Consider the following 18,313-nt stretch of genomic DNA (forward strand, 5'->3'; position numbering starts at 1 on the left):
TTGAGGCTGCCTCAGTTGATGCTGCTCTTGCCGGGCGTCGCGTCGAGCTGGAGCTTCTGCGCTTCAGCCACCTCGCGGGCATGGGCCAGGAACAGGCGACCGATGTCGCCGGGCAGGAACACGGCGGTGCGGATGTCGCCCGCGTCGCTGGCATCGCCGCGCGTGGTGCCGAACCACAGGCGCACGCCGAGCCGGTTGCTCTGGATGTGGAAGATATTCGCCCATTGATCGAGCGCTGCGGGCTGCGCCGGCAACGACAAAGTGTTGGCCGGCGTCTGCCTGCCCGTCACGCCCTGATCCGCTGCTGCTCGCTGTCCGCGCTTCTTTTTCGCCGTCATGAAATTGCCTCTGAAGACCCATGTTCGCGGCGTCGACCGTAATCGGCAGTCCCTGCCGCCTGCTGACGCGCACATCGTTGAAGTGTGCGCGCCTACATTGTCAGCCGCGCGCGGCGCACGCACCTGCTCAATCTCGCGTTCATCCTATCGCGCGAAAGTTTCACTAAAAAAAGGTTCAAAAAATTCGGTGTATTTGATTCAATTCGTCATGATCGGGGCTTTCTCCGAACATCGAGGCATTTCGCGCGCCTCCCTGCCATGGCGCGGGAGGCGCGTGAGATCCGCACTTCAGCGAAAGGCCCGCGTGTTACCGGCTGCGTTGCGGAGGCTTCGGCGCGTGCACGCCGCCGCGTTCACGTTCCACCACCGGGAGCAGATGCGCGCGCACCCAGCTGGCGATCGGCTGCGGCACAAAGCCATCGAGCCCCGGCTGCGGCGTGAAGGCGCCCGCGAGGATGGCATCGGCTTCCGCACGGTGCTGCGCGAAGAAGCGGAATTTGGATGCAACACGGCGGCCCATGCCGAATCCCATGGCCGCGTCGACCTCGCGCTCGAATTCATCGAGCGGTTGCGCGCGATAGACGATGCGGCGGCCGAGGCCATCGGAGATACGCCGGGCAAGCTCATCGCCGCTGACACTCTCCGGCCCCGCGATGCGATGATCGCCGCCGAACATGCCACGCACCAGCAGCATCACCGCCGCCTCGGCGCAATCGGCCGCGCTGGTCCAGGCGATGCGCTGCCCTGCCGCGATCGGCGGGGCGAACACGCCCTGTGTCGCGATCTCGGCGAGCGCAGAGGGTTTCAGCAGGTTGTCGAGATACATCGTCGGCCGCACCACCGCGAACGGCAGGCCCGCACAGCGCACATCATCCGTCATCGCCGCGTTGGCTACGAAGCTCGGCTCCTCGCAAGGCGCCGGCCGGCTGGCGCTGGCGAGCTTCAGCACCAGCGCGGCGACGCCGCCGGCGCGCGCCGCCACCAGCGCGTGCCGCGCCCGCACCCGCATGATATCCAGCGGGCCGATCGGCACCTGCAGCACGAGCGCGCCGGCGCCATCGCAAGCGGCGATCAGCGTGGCAGCGTCATCGAGATCACCGACCGCGATCTCCGCGCCCTGTGCGGCGAGCGGCTGCGCCCCGGCGCGATCGCGCACCAGCGCGCGCACCCTGAGGCCGCGTGCGAGCGCCGCGCGCACGACAGCGCCGCCCTGCACGCCATTGGCGAGGGTGACGAGAACAGGCTTCGACGGCTCGAAACCGGACACAAGACCAGACAAGGGATTGGACATCGGCACTGCTCCTTTAGTCAGGGTCCGCCGGAGCAGCGGGATCGGCATGGCGACCGGACAGACCCAAGGATGCGCACAAGGCGCGGGACTGTCGGGGGTTCGCGTGCTGCGCACGCGAACAGAGCTTCCTCGCGGAACGAAGAAGGGCTTGGGCCTACCCAGACCAAGCCAGCCATTTTCGACACCAGGGTTTGACCAGATGGAAGGCGCGAGGTCAACGCGGGACTGGGCGGCCCACCGCCAAAGCGCGCCAGCCCGGAGCAACCGATACCGGCCCGCGGAGATGCGCCTCATTGGGGGCGCGCCGGAGCCGATGCCCGCGCTGCGCTTCGAAGCGAAGTCAGGTGACGTCGGTGGCCAGCGAGACGGTCTTCCAGGCCTCGAAATCCGCCTGCCGTGCTGTCATCTGCTCCTCGACCAGCCGGACGGCGTCGCTGCCGAGCAGCAGATTGGCCGGCGGATGGTCCGACATGACGACCTTGAGCATCGCCTGCGCCGCCTTCGCCGGATCGCCGACCTGCCGGCCGCTCATGTCCATGCGGCGCTTGCGCACCGGCTCGAAGATGGCGTCGTAGTCGGCGATCGACCGCTCCGCCCGCACCATCGAACGTCCCGCCCAGTCGGTGCGAAAGCCGCCCGGCTCGATCGCGGTGACCTTGATGCCGAAGTCGCGGACCTCCTTGCCGAGCGCCCCGGAGATGCCCTCCAGCGCGAACTTGCTGCCGTGGTAGAAACTGAGGCCAGGAAACGTGATGATGCCGCCCATCGACGTGATGTTGATGATGTGCCCGGCACGACGCTGGCGCATGGCGGGCAACACGGCCTGGATCATCGCCACGGCGCCGAACACATTGACCTCGAACTGGCGCCGCAGATCGTCGATCGACGATTCCTCCAGAATGCCCTCATGGCCGTAGCCGGCATTGTTGACGAGCACGTCGATCGCTCCGACGCGCTCTTCGATCCCGGCCACCACGGGCGCGACCCGCGCCGTGTCGGTGACATCGAGGATCACCGCATGGGCGCGCTCACTGAGCGCTTCGAACGTCTCCTTGTCGCGGGCCGTGCGCACGGTTCCGGCGACGACATGGCCATCGCGCAGTGCCGCCTCCGCCAGGGCGCGGCCGAACCCGGACGATACGCCGGTGATGAGAAATGTCTTGGCCGATGGTCTTGTCATGGCAGGTCCCTTTCCTGATCGATTGCCGGCTCAAGATAGGGCGATTGATTGATGCAACAATCGGGATAAAATGAAATGACCTGATGAAGGAAATCGCACAATGCTGGAAACCGGCCTGTTCGAACTGAACGCCGTGGGGGCGATCTCCGCCCATCGCAGCTTTCGCGCCGCCGCGGCCGAGCTCGGCATTTCACCTTCGGCGCTCAGCCATGCGATCGCGGGACTGGAGGCGCGGCTCGGCGTCCGCCTGATCAACCGCACCACCCGCAGTGTCGCCTTGTCGGAGGCCGGAGAGCGTTTCCTGGCGCGGGTCCGGCCGGCGCTGCAGGAGATCGCCGGCGCGATGGAGGACGTCAACGCGTTTCGCGACACGCCGACAGGCACGCTCCGCATCAATCTGAAGGAGCGCGCCGCGCATCAGATCCTGCGCCCGGTGGTCGCGACCTATCTCAGGCGCTATCCCGACATGAATGTCGAGCTGGTGATCGAGGGCCGCCCGATCGACATCGTCGCGGAAGGTTTCGACGCCGGCGTTCGCCTGGCGGAGGCCGTCCCGCAGGACATGGTCGCCGTGCCCTGCGGCCCGGACACGCGCTTCATCGTGGTTGGCGCGCCGGCCTATCTCGACGGCGCGCCCGCGTTGCGATCGCCCGCGGACCTGCTCGCCCATACCTGCATCCGCCGGCGGCTGCCCGGCGGCAAACTGTACCGCTGGGAATTCGAGAAACGCGGTGAAGAGATGTCGCTGGATGTGCCGGGCCGGCTGACGCTGGACAACGACCTTCTGATGGTCGACGCCGCGCTTGAAGGTCTCGGCCTCGCTTTCCTCAGCGACTTCTGGGTGACCCGCCATCTCGCGGCGGGCACGCTGAAAGCGGTGCTCGACGACTGGACGCCACCGTTCCCCGGACTGCGCCTCTACTATCCGCCGCACCGGCACATGACCGCCGGCCTTCGCGCCTTCATCGACCTGCTGCGTGAAGAGCAAAAGTCGTGGCTGGCGGGAAAGACAACGCCGCCCCCTGGCACCACGACACCCGGCGCAAAGGCGACCGGCGGCTTGCGGCGCTCCGGCAAGAGCAGAACCACCCAAAGCTAGAGCGCGTTCTCTTTTGATCGAATTGCAAACGCGCTCCAGATTCTTGTTCCGACGCGTTTTCTTCACGCCAACCGTTACCCGCTTCGCTCGAAAACGCTCTGGCGTCGGGCAGTCATCCGGACCGGCAACGACAGGCCCGGCCACCCCTCGGGAACGCCGGGGCTCCCGATCAACCCGGCCGCGAACCTCTCCAGCTCCGGACATTCCCGCAGGCCACGCGATAGATCGATCACGCTCACCAGCTATAGCGCACCATTCCCTTGCCCGCGTAAGAGCGGGTGACGCTGGAGAACTCGCCCTCGAAGGTCGCCGCGGCCGACCAGCCGTTGCTCCACTTCATCTCGGCGGACGCCGTGGTCAGCGCGGCGTCGGCCGCCTGTGCCGCGCCGTTGACCACGAAGCTCGCGCCCGGCAGCGCCTGGAAGGCGGCTGCGATCGCGCGATCCGGATTGAAGTCGTGCGCCCAGGCAACGCGGCTGCGCAGCGTCAGGATGCCGTCCTGCATGGCGAACGACTTGTCGGTGCGCAGGCCGAGTTCAGTCCGCGTGTCGGTGACGCTCTTCGACGCATTGCTCAGCGCGAAGGTCGAGGCGCCGGAGATCGCCTGCTCGGCATATTCCGGCAGATCGAACGCCGTCACCTGCACGGCAGCATAAGGCGTGACGCCGATGCCGCCGACGACAGGAGCGACGACGCGATAGCCGCTCTCGATGCGCCCCGCATAGGCATTGGCGGTGAACCTGGCGCGCAGCTGGTCGACGCCGGCGAGCGTCACCGTGCGGTTGGTGGTGATGTCCTGCCAGCCATAGGCCAGCGCGCCGGTGATGTAGGCCGCGCCCATGGTGTGACGGACGAAGGCGCCGGCCTGGAACAGGTCGGAGCGACCGCTGCCGAGAGTGTTGACATTGAAGCTGGTGCCGCCGCCAGCGAGCGCGAAGCCGGCCAGCGTATCCGGCGAGATCAGGTAGTCCGCGCCGACCGCCGTGCCCGCGACGCTGCTGGTCGTGTCGTTCGAGCCGAGCACCGCATTGCCGCTCGTGCTCTGCGCTCCGCCATAGCCCGCCGCCCACACGCGCCAGCGCGGCGCGAAGATAGCCGGCGCCGCCTTGGTGAACATCGCGAAGGCATCGCCCGTGCGACCGGCGACGGTCGCCTCGTCCGCATAGCCTGCAGGTGACGTTGCGCCATCGACGCCATCTCCCCGCCCCGTGGATGGATCGGTCAACACCCCCAGGAACAGATCCATGGCCCTGAACGTCGCCTGCTGCGTGCCGGTCGCCAACTCGCCCGAGACCTGGGTCAGACCCGAAGGCGTCAGCGCACCGAACACGATCGGGATCGCCCCGGCCGTGTTGAACGAGTTCACCAGCGCGTTGCCGACGTTGCGCTGGTTGACCGTCAACCCGTTGTTGGCGGGCGCCGCCGGCGGAGTGAAGTTGAGTGCGAGATCGAGATAGGCGTGCGTGCCGTCATAGCTCAGGCTCGAGGTGAAGCCCGATGGCAGGTTGGTGTTGGCGAGGGCATTGAACGTGCCGCTGATGCCACCCGCCGCGTTGACGATGGTGTATTGCTTGCTGACGTAGCTGCCCGCGCTGAAGAACGCCTGCACCGAGGCGCCGCCGAGCGTCGCCGCGCCGGTGACGGTGACGAACGACGCCGTCTGCGGATTGATCGCCACCTGGTAGAACGCGCCCGGGGAGAACGCGAGGCTGCCGGTGACGGCCATCGACGTGCCCGGCGTGCCGTTGCCCGGCGCAAAGGCCGCGCCGCTGCCGATCGACAGGGTGCCGACCGATCCCGTGCCAAAGAACGCGCCGCCGGAGATCACTGTATTGCCACTGATCGTGCCGGCGTTGTTGAACGTGCCGGCGGTGCTGGTGAGGCCGCCATTGAGCGTGCCGGCGTTGAGCCCGGCGCCGCTGTTGCTCACCAGGCCCGACACCGTCGCACCCGCGCCGTTGGCGAACGTGCCTGAGGTCGTGATCGCCCCGGTCCAGGTTCCGTTGTTGGCGATGCGGCCGCTGCTCCCGGCGACATTGCCGGTCCAGCTGCCGTTGTTGGTGATGCTGCCGGTATTGCCGGCGACGGCAGCGACATAGCTGCCGTTGTTGGTCACCGTACCGGCATTGCTGAGATCGTCGCGCACCGTGCCGCCCGCCGCCACCGTGATGGCGCCGCCGCTGCTGTTGGTGATGCCGCCGGCGGTTGCAATCAGAGTGCCGCCGTTTGCCACCGTGACCGCGCCGGCGTTGGTCAGGAGACCGCCGAGATTGAAGCTGCCGGCCGATGCGATCGCCAGGTTCGCGCCCGCAGCGTTGGTGAAGGTCGCGTTGCCGGCGAACACACCGCCGACAGTGAAGATGCCGGCAGTGTTGGCGATCGCGCCGGTTACCGTGCCGCCATTGGCATTGACCGTGCCGGTGTTGGTCACCGTGCCGGTGACCGTGCCCGAGGTCGTGAAGATCGCGCCGTTGGTCACATTGGAGGTGATGCTGCCGGCCGCGGCGAGCACCAGCGTGCCACCGCTGACCGTCGTCGTGCCTGTGTAGGTGTTGGCGCCGGACAGCGTGAGCGTACCCGTCGAGACGGTCAGGGCGCCGCCGCCGGCGATGACGCCTCCGAAGCTGCCCTGGCCTATCGTCGTCGTTGCGCCCGCCGCGTTGGTCAGCGTTCCGCCAGTGCCCTGAAGATTGGCAATGGTGGCGTTGCCGCCGTTGAAGTCGAGCGTGCCGCCGGCATCGATCTTCGTGGCGCCAGCCGCCGCCGTCAGCGTGCCGAGCGAGCTATTGCCCGTGCCGGCCCGCAAGACGCCGCCGGCGACCTCGAGCGTATCGAGGGGCTGACCGCTGACCGACGACGCCGCGAAGACGATGGTGCCGGTGTCGAGTGCCGAGCCGAAGACCGGCCTGGCGTTGGCGACACTGACCGAGAAAGCGCCGGTCAACGTCGCGCTCGTGCCGGTAACCGCTGCGATCGTGCCCCGCGTCGTCGCCAGGCTCAGCGCATTGGCGAGGCTGCCCGTCGCTCCGAACTCGAGCAGGCCGCCGTTGATGGCGATGGCGCCGGTGCCGGCCGCGTCGATCGCACCGGCCGTTGCATGCTGGAGCGAGAGGATGCCCGCATTGAGCGCAGTGCCCCCGGTATAGGTGTTGGCGCCGGTCAGGACCTGCGCACCGCCGCCGTTCTTGACGAACGACAGCTTGCCGGGGAGCCCACCATTGTCCGCGATCACGCCTGAAAAATTGGCGAACCCGCTCGCAAGTCCGACCGTCAGCGTGACGTCGTTGCCATAGATGCCGAACACCCGGCCGCTGCCGGACAGCGATCGGATGGCGTTATTGAATCCAAGCTCCAGTTTTCCATCGACGGTGAAGTCGGAGTTCGCCGAGAAGGCCGTGCTGGTCCCGCTCAGCAGGGCGCCGTTCGCCGTGACCACGGTCGCGGCCGAGTAGCTGTTGCTGCCGCCGAATATCACGCTGTTCCCTGTGATGCTGAGGGTGCCGGGAGAGCCTCCGCCGTCGGTGATGCCGCCGTTCAGAATGAGCAGACCGTTGTTGCCGCTGAGCGAGCCGCCGGCTGCCGTGACCACGATCTGGTTGGAGACCGTGACACTGGAGGCTCCTGCCTGCAGCGCACCGCCGTTCAAGGTGATGCTCCCCGAGGAGGCGCCGAGCCCGCCGCTCTGCGACACGACGAGCGTGCCCTGGTTGATGCTCCAGGGCGTCACGGCGCTCGTTGTGTTGTTCAGCGTCCAGGTGCTGGAGCCGGTCTTGACGAAACCCGAGAAGCCCTGGAACTGACCTGACGGCGACAGCTGCGAAACATCCAGACTGGCAGTGCCGCTTCCCCCGAGCTGCAGCCGGCCATTGCCGGTCTGATCCACCACATTGCCGAGGAAGCTGTAGCCAGCCTGCAACTCCAGCACGTTCGTGCCGCCGGTGAAGGTGACAGCGTTGGCGCGCGTGACGCCATCGCTGGCGAGGCCGCCGGAGATGGTGGCGCTGTTGATCAGCGTGACGTCGAAGCCGGTGACACCGGCGCCCCCCGCCCCTCCCGCACCGGCCGTGCCGTTTGTCTGGAGCGAGGTGCCACCTGCGCCGCCCGCGCCTCCGTTGCCACCCGAGATCAAGCCGGAGTTGACCAGCGTCGCCGTGTTGAGCGTCACGCCAGCGCCGCCATTGCCGCCATTGCTGCCGTTCCCGCCCTGACCGGTGTACGATGGCGCGGCGCCGCCGCCGCCGCCTGCGCCCCCGTTCCCGCCCGAGATGAAGCCGGAATTGACCAGCGTTGCCGCCGAGCCAAGCGCCATGCCAGCGCCGCCGGCGCCGCCGTTCCCGCCGTTTCCGCCCTGATTGGAGAACGCGTTGAGGGCGAGGCCGCCCGCACCGCCGGCACCGCCATTGCCGCCGATGACGGAGCCGATATTGGTCATCACACCACCGTTCAGGTTGATGATACCCGTACCGCCCGTGCCGCCATTGCCGCCGAGACCGGCGATCGACGACGAACCGCCGGCTCCGCCGGCTCCGCCATTGCCGGCCGTGGCTATCCCGGCATAGAACACATTCAGGCCTATGCCGAAGCCCAGGATGCCGCCGCCGCCGCTCCCGCCATTGCCGCCGAAGCCGCCCGAGCCGCCGCCGCCGGCACCGCCGCCCGTGCCACCCGCGCCACCGTTTCCGCCCTTGACCACGAATAAGGTCTGGACGTCGTTGGTGATGACCGCGCCGTAACCGCCGCCGCCACCGCCACCGCCGCCACCGCCCGTGCCGGCCTCGCTGGGTCCGCTTCCGCCGTTGCCGCCTGCCCCTCCGGCGCCGCCCGCGACAGTCGACGAGATGGTGCCGCTATTGCCGTTGCCCGCGGTCCCGCTGCCGCCGCCGCCGCCGCCGCTGCCGGAATAGCCCCCCGAGCTTCCGTTGCCTCCCACGCCGCCGGCCGCGCCGTCGCCCACACCTCCGGCCCCCGCGGCGCCGCCAGCGATCAGGGCATCCCCTTGCACATATCCATTCCCGCCGACGCCGCCGCTGCTGCCGGCCACGATCCCCGAAATTCCGCCTCCCCCGCCGCCGCCGCTGGCGGCGGCGGCAGCGGGATTTTCGTTTCCGTCGACGCCGGCCGCGCCGGCCCCGCCGGCTCCCCCGCCGGCGCCGCCTGCGCGGTAGCCGCCCGTGCCGGCGCCGCCGTCGCCATCGGCGGCCACGGCAGCCCCGCTGCCAATCGGCGCGATCAATGCGGCGACGACGGCGGCGATCGCTGTCAGGCTGCGTGAGGCCGCTTGATCCCGATGCCGGATATCACCGGGCACGACCTTGCGCGCGCTGTCGTCGCAGCGCGGAGCCAATGCCTCGAACTCCATTGTCCAGCCCCTCACCCTCAACCCGCAACACCACCCGGCCGCGCCCCTCCGCGACCAAGGAATGAAAGGTCATGCTGGTCCTTTACCCAAAATCAATATTCGCAAACGCGGTTGGCACGTTGGGGTAAGAAATTGGGACGTTAAGGACATTCCCCGCGTCTTCGTCGGAAGAGGCCCAGCCGCATTGCCGGCCCGGCATCGGCTCGGCTAAGACCCTTGGTCATTGCTTTCGTTTTCATTGCCTCAGGAGACCCGCGCTTGGCCGACGCAGTCCCGCATATCGAATGTTTCGGAATGTTGTTTCCGGAGACGGATCGCGCGAGCAGCGAGGCCTACCGCAGGATGATGCTGCCGCTGTTCGAGTTCGAATTGCCGGAGTTTGCCAGAGAGGCGCCGTTCGCCTCGGAGGCCGAGGTCTACTGTCTGCCCGAGGTCACGGTGTCGCGAACCAGGAGCTCGGCCGTCCGCCTGACACGGACGATCAGGACAATCGCGCAATCGGCGACCGACCAGATCCTCGTCGTCTGCTACACCAGCGGCCATTTCACCTTCAAGACCGGCGGCGCCGAGCGGCGCGTCGACAAGGGCGAACTCGCCTTCTTCGATCTGTCGCAGGAGATCGTGATCGAAGCGCCGTCCGTCGCCAACATCAGTCTCGCCATTTCACGGCGCAGGCTCGAGGCGCTGTTTCCGCTGCTCGACCTTGCCCACGGCATGGTGCTGGAATCGGGAGCGCTCACGCGCGTGCTGATCGGCATGATGGAGCAAAGCATGGCGATCGGCCCGGCGATGACGCTTGCAGAGGCGCGCCCCATCGCCGACGCCATCGTCGGGCTCGTGGTCGCCTGCCTGGAGAACGTCTCGCGCGAACAGGCGCCGGCAAACGCGGGCACCGGCACCGCCTCGCTCGCCGCCATGAAAAGCACGATCGAACGTCGTCTCAGCGATCCTTCGCTTGGACCTCAAACACTGATCGACGAGTTCGCCATCACGCGCTCGACGCTCTATCGCGCCTTCGAGCCGCTCGGCGGCGTCAGCGCCTATATCACCGAGCGGAGGCTGCGCTATGCGCTCCGCCGGATCACCGATCCCGCACAGCCGCGGCTGCGCATCTCGCAGCTCGCCTTCGAATTCGGGTTCAGCCACGCTCCGGCATTCACACGGGCCTTCAAGGCATTCTTCGGCATGTCGCCGAAGGACGTTCGCGACCTGATCGCCCATCCCGAGGCCGATGAGGTACCGTTCATGGTATCGCCTGACGCGCTGCCCTATCTGCGTCCGATCGAGCCTGCTGCCGCAGAGTTCTAGCGCCCTGCCGGGCGAAACATGCCCCCGGACTTGATCGGGGGATGGCAACGCTGCGCGTGAAGACAACGCGTCATAACGAGAATCCAGGGCGCGTTCTAGAGCGCGTGATTGCGTCGAGGGTCCATGCGCCGATCATTCCGCCCCGCCGATGACGAGCGGCCCGCAGGCCATCGCGACGCCTCCCCGGCCTGCCGGACTGGCAAATCCCTCGCGAGCCTGCGCAGAACCGGCGGGCGTGACACGCGCCGGCCCTGCGATGGATGGCGCCCTTACCAGCTGTAGCGCACGACGCCGCGGCCGCCATAGGAGCGCGAGACGTTCGAGAACTCGCCTTCGAAGGTCGCCGCCGCCGACCAGCCGTTGCGCCACTTCATTTCGGCAGACGCGGTGGTGAGCGCCGCATCGCGCGCCTGCGCCGCGCCGTTGACCACGAAGCTCGCCCCCGGCAGCGCCTGGAAGGTCGCGGCGACCGAACGATCGGGATCGTAGTCATGCGCCCAGGCGAAGCGGCTGCGCAGCGTCAGGATGCCATCCTGCACCGCGAACGACTTGTCGGTGCGCAAGCCGAGTTCGGTGCGGGTGTCGGTGATGCTGCGCGATGCATAGTTGAGCGCGAAGGCGGAGGTGCCGGCGACGGCCTGCTCGGCATAGGCCGGCAGATCGAACGCCGTGACCTGCACGGCGGCATAGGGCGTAACGCCGAAGCCGCCGGTGCCGCCGATCCACGGCGCCACGAGACGATAGCCGCTCTCGGCGCGTCCGCTCCACGCATTGGCGTTGAAGCTGGCGCGCAGACGGTCGGCGCCCGCAACCGCCACCGTCCGATCGGTCGTGATGTCCTGCCAGCCATAGCCGAGCGCGGCGGAGACATAAGCCGCACCGATGTTGTGGCGAACGTAGGCGCCGGCCTGGAACAGATCCGACCGTCCGCTGCCGCCGTTGCCGACACTGAAGTTGGTGCCGCCGCCGGAGAGCGCGAAGCCGAGAATGGTGTTTGGCGCGAGGCGATAGTCGGCGCCGAGCGCGGTGCCGTAGATGCTGCTGGTCGCGGTATTCGAGCCGACCGTGGCGCTGCCATCGGTGGTCTGCGAACCGCCGAAGCCCATCACCCAGGTGCTCCAGCGCGGATCGGAGATGCCGGCCGGCGGCGCCTTGGTGAACATCGCGAAGGCATCGCCCGCGCGCTTGCGCGCGGAACGCTCATCCGCATAACCGAGCACGCCCGCGCCGGACGCACCGTTGAAGCAATCGTCGCCGCCCTGCGCCTGGAAGCCACAGCCGCCCGCGGGGCCGGTGAGCATGCCCATGAACTGGCCCATCGCCTGGAAGGTCGTCTGCTGCGACGCCGCGCCGAGTTCGCCGGATGCCTGGGTCAGGCCGCCTTGCGTCAGCGCGCCATAGACGAACGGAATGCCGCCATTGGCGTTGAACGAATTGATCAGCGCATTGGCCACCGCCTGCTGGTTGTGCGGCAGGCCGCCGCCAAAGCCGGGCGCGGTCGGTGTCGGCGGCGGCGTGTAGTTCAGCGCCAGATCGAGATAGGCATTGTTGGCATCGTAGCGCAGGCCGGTGTGGAAGTTCGCCGGCAGGTTGGTGGTGACGACGTTCGAGGCGAACGTGCCGGACACGCCGCCGGTGGTGGCTAGGATGGTGTAGGCCTTGCTGATGTAGCTGCCGTTCGCGAACACGGCGTTGACGGTCGCGCCGTCGAGCGTCGCCGCTCCCGTGACGCTGGCCAGCGACGCCGCCGACGGATTGACCTGCACGAGGTACGTCGCGCCGGACTGGACGGCGAGATTGCCGACGATGCTGATCACGCTGCCGGGCGTCCCCTCGCCCGGCGCGAAGGTGGCGCCGCTATTGATGGTGACGGAGGACTGCTGGATGAGGCCGCCGCCCGTCAGCGTGCCGCCGGAATTGACGGTGACCGACGGCGTGCCGGCGAGCATGCCCGCCACATTCAGCGTGCCGCCATTGACGACGGTGGCGCCGCTATAGCGGACCGTGCCGAGCAGCGTCGTGACGCCGTCCGTCGTGGTCAGGCTCGCCGTACCGCCGAGATTCCGGATCGTGCCCCCGGTGGAGCTGATCGGCGCATTCAGGTCGCCGTTCATGATCGTGCCGCCGGAGAGATACGCGGCTCTCTGCGTCTGGGTCGTCCTTCCGAGATCGAGTGTCGCTCCGGTGAAGACAACCGTCAGGTTTCCGACGTCACCCAGTGTTCCGGCGCCCGACAGCTGCACGGTGCCCAGGCCGATAAACGTGCCGGACGTATAGCTATTGGCTTCGGTCAGCGTGATGGTCCCCGCCCCCATTTTACCGATGGAGCCATTGCCGCTGATGACGTTGTCCACCACCGTGTTGACGTCGGTGACGAGAGTCAAAGTCGATGGCGTGCTGACATTGTTGACACTGATGCCGCCATGCAGCTGCGACGTCGCCCCCGTGAAGAGCAGAGCGTTGAAACTGCCGGAGATGAATTCGATCGCGTTCGCCTGCCCTGACGCGCCGAACCCGCCGCTGATGCTGCCGCCGGCTCCCATCACGACAGTGACGTTCTTGCCGACCAGACCGACACCGCCGCCGGCGAGATGCCCGTTCACCGCCACGGGGCCGGCATCGCCGCCGGTGACCGCGCCGTTGATATTGACCGTGAGCTGCTCCTTGGCCGCCGTGTTCAGGACCGACAGCCCGGTCCCACCACTGCCGCCATAGTCATTGGCACCCGCGGTGCCGCCGGTGCCGCCCGTAACGGCGCCATTGATCGTGAACTGCGTCGAGCCGCTCGCGGAGGTTGCGATCGACAGTCCGATGCCTCCGCCGCCGCCGAGGCCATACGCACCCGCGCCACCACCGTGGCCGCCCGCGATCGCCCCGTTGAAGATGAATGTGGCGTTGCTGCCGCCGTTGTTCGGGTTGAACAGCAGTCCGATGCCGCCGCTGCCGCCGGCACCGCCGCTCGCAGCCTGGCTGGCGTAACCATCGCCACCCGCACCACCATTGCCGCCTGTGACATTGACCGACAGGGTATCGACCAGAGACGAGCCGGTGACCACGGCGCCATAGCCGCCGGCGCCGCCGCCACCCGCTGCCGGCTGCGACATGCCATGGGTATCAACGGCAGCGCCACCATTGCCGCCATTGCCACCCGTCGCGGCCGATATCGGAAAGATGCTGCCGACAGAGCCATGCGCACCGCCGCCGCCGCCGCTTCCGGAACCATCGGCGTCGGTTCCGCCATTGCCGCCGCTCGCACCGGGAGTGGCGCCGCCTGCCCCTCCGGCCACGCCGGCGAACGGTCCGCGCGAACTCGCACCGCCATCGCCACCGGTCGTGCCGGCGCCGCCACCACCACCGCCGGCGACATGATAGCCCGCGGCGCTATCGCCGTACCCTCCGGCGGATTCGGCTTGATCGCGGCCGCCGGCATTGCTGGTCCGAACGCCGCCCCCCTCGTCGAAGATGCCCGATTGACCGCCGTCTGCGAAGACCGGCGCGGTGAGCGCGGTGCTGACCAGCAGCGCCGCAGCCAGGCTGCTGACGCGACAAGCTCGACGCGCGGCCGACGCGACGACCGGCTGCATTCCAGAAACGCTCATATCCACCCCGACGGCCCCGGCGGCGCGCTGGCGCGACCGCTCACATCCCAACTTCGACTCGCAATGCGCGCAGTCCCGGGAAGCTGCTTACCGTCCCGCGGGTGAAGTTTGTCGCGACGGCCAGTCGCACGTTGTAAATGAATGTAAAGACGGCGCGCCGGAGAGCCCACGCACCGCGCGCCGGTCGAGGCATCTCCTGGTCCTGGCCCGGATCGCCGGCGCGACCGGGCTGCGCCAGGCGGGCCGGGCATTCGCCCGACGAGCGTTGCCGCACCACGATGCACGCCGTGATCGCTGCCTGCTACCAGGGCCGGGAGCGATCACGGCATTGGCCATCAAACCGACCGCGACGCGATCGCGGCAGCGAGGACCCGCCCGTTCGTCGCAGCCGTCGCGGATCGAGCCGCTTACCAGCTGTAGCGCACGACGCCGCGGCCACCGTAGGAGCGCGTGACGTTCGAGAACTCGCCCTCGAAGGTCGCGGCCGCCGACCAGCCATTGCGCCACTTCATTTCGGCGGACGCGGTGGTCAGCGCGGCATCGCGCGCCTGCGCCGCGCCGTTGACGACGAAGCTCGCGCCCGGCAGCGCCTGGAAGGTTGCCGCGACCGAACGATCGGCGTTGTAGTCGTGCGCCCAGGCGAAGCGGCTGCGCAGCGTCAGGATGCCGTCCTGCACCGCGAACGACTTGTCGGTGCGCAGGCCGAGTTCGGTGCGGGTGTCGGTGATGCTCTTGCCGGCATAGTTCAGCGCGAAGGCCGAGGTGCCGGCGACGGCGCGCTCGGCATAGGCCGGCAGATCGAACGCTGTCACCTGCACCGCCGCATACGGCGTGACGCCGATGCCGCCGACCCACGGCGCCACGAGGCGATAGCCGGTCTCGGCGCGTCCGCTCCACGCATTGGCGTTGAAGCTGGCGCGCAGGCGATCCGCCGCCACCGTGCGATCGGTGGTGACATCCTGCCAGCCATAGCCGAGCGCGGCGGAGAGGTAGGCCGCTCCGATGTTGTGACGAACATAGGCGCCGGCCTGGAACAGATCGGACCGGCCGCTGCCGCCGTTGCCGACACTGAAGTTGGTGCCGCCGCCGGAGAGCGCGAAGCCGAGAATGGTGTTTGGCGCGAGGCGATAGTCGGCGCCGAGCGCGGTGCCGTAGATGCTGCTGGTCGACGTGTTGGAGCCAGTCATGGCATTGCCGTCGGTGGTCTGCGAACCGCCGAAGCCCATCACCCAGGTGCTCCAGCGCGGATCGGAGATGCCGGCCGGCGGCGCCTTGGTGAACATCGCGAAGGCATCGCCCGCGCGCTTGCTGACCGTCGACGCGCCGGCACGCTCATCCGCATAGCCGAGCACGCCGGAGCCCGATGCGCCGCTGAAACATGCGTCGCCGCCCTGTGCCTGGGACGCGCATCCGCCCGCGGGGCCGGTGAGCATGCCCATGAACTGGCCCATCGCCTGGAACGTCGTCTGCTGCGACGAGGCGCCGAGTTCGCCGGATGCCTGGGTCAGGCCGCCTTGCGTCAGCGCGCCATAGACGAACGGGATGCCGCCATTGGCGTTGAACGAATTGATCAGCGCATTGGCCACCGCCTGCTGGTTGCGCGGCAGGCCGCCGCCAAAGCCGGGCGCGGTCGGTGTCGGCGGCGGCGTGTAGTTCAGCGCCAGATCGAGATAGGCATTGTTGGCATCGTAGCGCAGGCCGGTGTGGAAGTTCGCCGGCAGGTTGGTGGTGACGACGTTCGAGGCGAACGTGCCGGACACGCCGCCGGTGGTGGCCAGGATGGTGTAGGCCTTGCTGATGTAGCTGCCGTTCGCGAACACGGCGTTGACGGTCGCGCCGCCGAGCGTCGCCGCTCCCGTGACGCTGGCCAGCGACGCCGTCGACGGATTGACCTGCACGAGGTACGTCGCGCCGGACTGGACGGCGAGATTGCCGACGATGCTGATCACGCTGGCGGGCGTCCCCTCGCCCGGCGCGAAGGTGGCGCCGCTGTTGATGGTGACGGAGGACTGCTGGATAAGGCCGCCGCCCGTCAGCGTGCCGCCGGAATTGACGGTGACCGATGGCGTGCCGGTGATGAAGCCCGCCAGATTCAGCGTGCCGCCATTAACGACGGTGGCGCCGCTATAGCGGACCGTGCCGAGCAGCGTCGTGACGCCGTCCGTCGTGGTCAGGCTCGCCGTGCCGCCGAGATTCCGGATCGTGCCCCCGGTGGAGCTGACCGGCGCATTCAGGTTGCCGTTGATGATCGTGCCGCCGTTGAGCTGGACGGAGCTCTGCGTCTGCGTGGTGCCGCCGAGATCGAGTGTGCCCGTCGGTCCAACGAAAGTCTGGTTGCCGACATCGCCCAGGGTACCGGCCCCGGACAGTTTCAGCGTGCCGTCCATGACAGTGGTGCCCTGGGAATAGGTGTTGACGCCGGTCAGCGTGAGAGTCCCCGTGCCGCCTTTGCCGATGGCGCCGTAGCCGGAGATGACGTTGTCGACCACCGTGGCGCCGTCCGTGAACATCATCAGAGCTGCGGACGTCGAGGAGTTGTTGAGGCTGATGCCACCGGTCAGTTGCGAGGTCGGGCCATTGAAGGCCAGGTAGTTGACACTGCCGCCGATAAACTCGAGAGCGTTGGCCCGCACTCCGTTCCCGTCGGTTCCTCCGCTGATGCTGCCACCGGCGCCCATGATGATCAGAACGTTCGCCCCCACAAGGCCAGCGCCGCCATTGCCGGTGTGGCCGGTCGGTGCCACCGCGCCGGCATTGCCGCCGGAGATCGCGCTGTTGACCGTGAGCTGGAACATGCCCCGGCCGTCGCCCAGCGCGGACAGTCCAGTGCCACCGCTCCCGCCGTAATCACGGGCGCCCGCAGTACCGCCCGTGCCGCCCGTCACCGCCCCGTTGAGCGTGAACATGGTCTGGCCCATCCCGCTGGCGGAGAGGGACATTCCGGTGCCGCCGTCGCCACCAAGACCAATCGCGCGTGCGGCGCCGCCGTTACCGCCGGTCACCGCGCCATTGATCGTGAAGTCCGCATTGCGGGCGTCATTGTTCGGGGTGAAGACCAGGCCGACACCGCCGCTGCCACCGGTGCCGCCGCTCGCGCCCTGAGCGCTGTAGCCAGCACCGCCGGCGCCACCGTTGCCGCCCGTCGCATTGACCGTCAGCGTGCCGGACAGAACCGTGCCGTCGCCGAACACGACGGCGCCGTAGCCGCCCGCGCCGCCGCCGCCGGCCGCCGGTAGCGCCGAGGGCGGGCCTTCGAACGAATCTCCGCCGTTGCCGCCATTGCCGCCCGTGACGGTCACCGTCGGCAGGACGCTGCCGACAAAGCCATGCGCGCCACCACCGCCGCCGCTTCCGGCGCCATTCGTGTCCGTCGCGCCGTTGCCGCCATTGGCGCCGGGCGTCAGTCCTCCCGCGCCGCCCGCGACGCCACTGGCGCCGCCATTGCCGCCAATCGTGCCGGCGCCGCCGCCTCCGCCGCCGCAGCAGCCCGGAGCATCCTCGCCGGCGTCGCCGCGGCGGGTCGCGCGATCGCTGCCGCCGCTGCCGCCGTACACAGGGCCGACGCCAGGGTTGTTCCAGAAACCGGAGTTGCCGCCGTCGGCGAAGGCGGGCGCGGTGAGCGCCGTGCTGACCAGCAGAGCCGCCGCAAGGCCGGCAAGACGATAGGTTTGACCAACCACCGGCCGTGTCGGCCGCATTCCCACAACGTTCATATCCACCCCGGCAGCGCTGGCGGCGCGCATGCGCGACCGCTCATTCCCCAAAAACCGACTCGCAATGCGCGCAGTCCAGCGATCAGGATTAGCGTCCCGTGCGTAAAATTCTCCGTGCGACGTCGCCGCGCGATGTAAATGGATGTAAAGACGGCGCGCGCTGCGTCCCATTCAGTGTCACCGACCGGCGCTGCAGGAAGCGTGGCGCCGCGTCGATGCGGCGGACAACGAATGCAACGGACGCGACTCCGGATCCGTCGCGACGTCCGCCATCGGGCCGCGCGTCGCGCGGGCCCGTTGGCTGATGTTCCGAAATGACATCGGGACAGAAGGCGGCGCGTGCCGGCGCCTTACCAGCTGTAGCGCACGACGCCGCGGCCACCGTAGGAGCGCGTGACGTTCGAGAACTCGCCCTCGAAGGTCGCG

General features: G+C 68.5%; 8 protein-coding genes and 1 pseudogene. 2 read left to right on the forward strand and 7 right to left on the reverse strand.

The annotated features are described in order from the left end of the window. Positions 1–11 precede the first annotated feature (11 nt). The 3 genes from JQ639_RS22685 to JQ639_RS22695 form a co-directional block, all read right to left on the reverse strand. A complete protein-coding gene (locus tag JQ639_RS22685; protein WP_211968504.1) occupies positions 12–290 on the reverse strand; it encodes a hypothetical protein in 279 nt (92 codons plus the stop codon). A 355-nt stretch (positions 291–645) separates the two neighbouring features. Next, positions 646–1,629, reverse strand: a complete 984-nt coding sequence (locus JQ639_RS22690; protein WP_211968505.1) for an SDR family oxidoreductase — start codon at positions 1,627–1,629, stop codon at positions 646–648. Positions 1,630–1,969: 340 nt separating this feature from the next. Beyond that, positions 1,970–2,809, reverse strand: a complete 840-nt coding sequence (locus tag JQ639_RS22695; protein ID WP_211968506.1) for an oxidoreductase — start codon at positions 2,807–2,809, stop codon at positions 1,970–1,972. Positions 2,810–2,909: 100 nt separating this feature from the next. Here JQ639_RS22695 and JQ639_RS22700 point away from each other — a divergent pair, with 100 nt between their 5' ends. Beyond that, positions 2,910–3,908, forward strand: coding sequence for a LysR family transcriptional regulator (locus JQ639_RS22700; RefSeq protein WP_211968507.1), 999 nt, complete (start codon positions 2,910–2,912; stop codon positions 3,906–3,908). A 235-nt stretch (positions 3,909–4,143) separates the two neighbouring features. Here JQ639_RS22700 and JQ639_RS22705 read toward each other — a convergent pair whose 3' ends face one another. After that, a complete protein-coding gene (locus tag JQ639_RS22705) occupies positions 4,144–9,252 on the reverse strand; it encodes an autotransporter domain-containing protein (RefSeq protein ID WP_211990926.1) in 5,109 nt (1,702 codons plus the stop codon). Positions 9,253–9,561: 309 nt separating this feature from the next. Between JQ639_RS22705 and JQ639_RS22710 the strand changes: the two genes are divergently transcribed. Next, positions 9,562–10,575 carry a helix-turn-helix domain-containing protein gene (locus tag JQ639_RS22710; RefSeq protein WP_211971089.1) on the forward strand — a complete coding sequence of 338 codons (1,014 nt, stop codon included), beginning with the start codon at positions 9,562–9,564 and terminating at the stop codon, positions 10,573–10,575. Positions 10,576–10,844: 269 nt separating this feature from the next. On the opposite strand, the gene JQ639_RS35560 is transcribed toward JQ639_RS22710, so the two are convergent. The 3 genes and pseudogenes from JQ639_RS35560 to JQ639_RS35835 form a co-directional block, all read right to left on the reverse strand. Next, the gene (locus JQ639_RS35560) at positions 10,845–14,159 is read right to left on the reverse strand and encodes an autotransporter domain-containing protein (protein ID WP_211971087.1); all 3,315 of its coding nucleotides are present in this window, start codon (positions 14,157–14,159) and stop codon (positions 10,845–10,847) included. Positions 14,160–14,581: 422 nt separating this feature from the next. Beyond that, entirely contained in the window at positions 14,582–17,854 is a 3,273-nt protein-coding gene (locus tag JQ639_RS35715) for an autotransporter family protein (protein WP_211976386.1), read from the reverse strand. A gap of 383 nt (positions 17,855–18,237) precedes the next feature. Next, positions 18,238–18,313: pseudogene (locus JQ639_RS35835) on the reverse strand (autotransporter outer membrane beta-barrel domain-containing protein); the annotation flags it as partial.

The organism is Bradyrhizobium sp. U87765 SZCCT0048 (genome assembly GCF_018131225.1).
GTDB lineage: Bacteria > Pseudomonadota > Alphaproteobacteria > Rhizobiales > Xanthobacteraceae > Bradyrhizobium_A.

Bases quoted from the DNA above. Each gene is read 5' to 3' on its own strand.
- JQ639_RS22690 (WP_211968505.1), bottom strand. From the start codon at position 1,629: ATGTCCAATCCCTTGTCTGGTCTTGTGTCCGGTTTCGAGCCGTCGAAG.
- JQ639_RS22695 (WP_211968506.1), bottom strand. From the start codon at position 2,809: ATGACAAGACCATCGGCCAAGACATTTCTCATCACCGGCGTATCGTCC.
- JQ639_RS22700 (WP_211968507.1), top strand. From the start codon at position 2,910: ATGCTGGAAACCGGCCTGTTCGAACTGAACGCCGTGGGGGCGATCTCC.
- JQ639_RS22710 (WP_211971089.1), top strand. From the start codon at position 9,562: ATGTTGTTTCCGGAGACGGATCGCGCGAGCAGCGAGGCCTACCGCAGG.
- JQ639_RS35560 (WP_211971087.1), bottom strand. From the start codon at position 14,159: ATGCAGCCGGTCGTCGCGTCGGCCGCGCGTCGAGCTTGTCGCGTCAGC.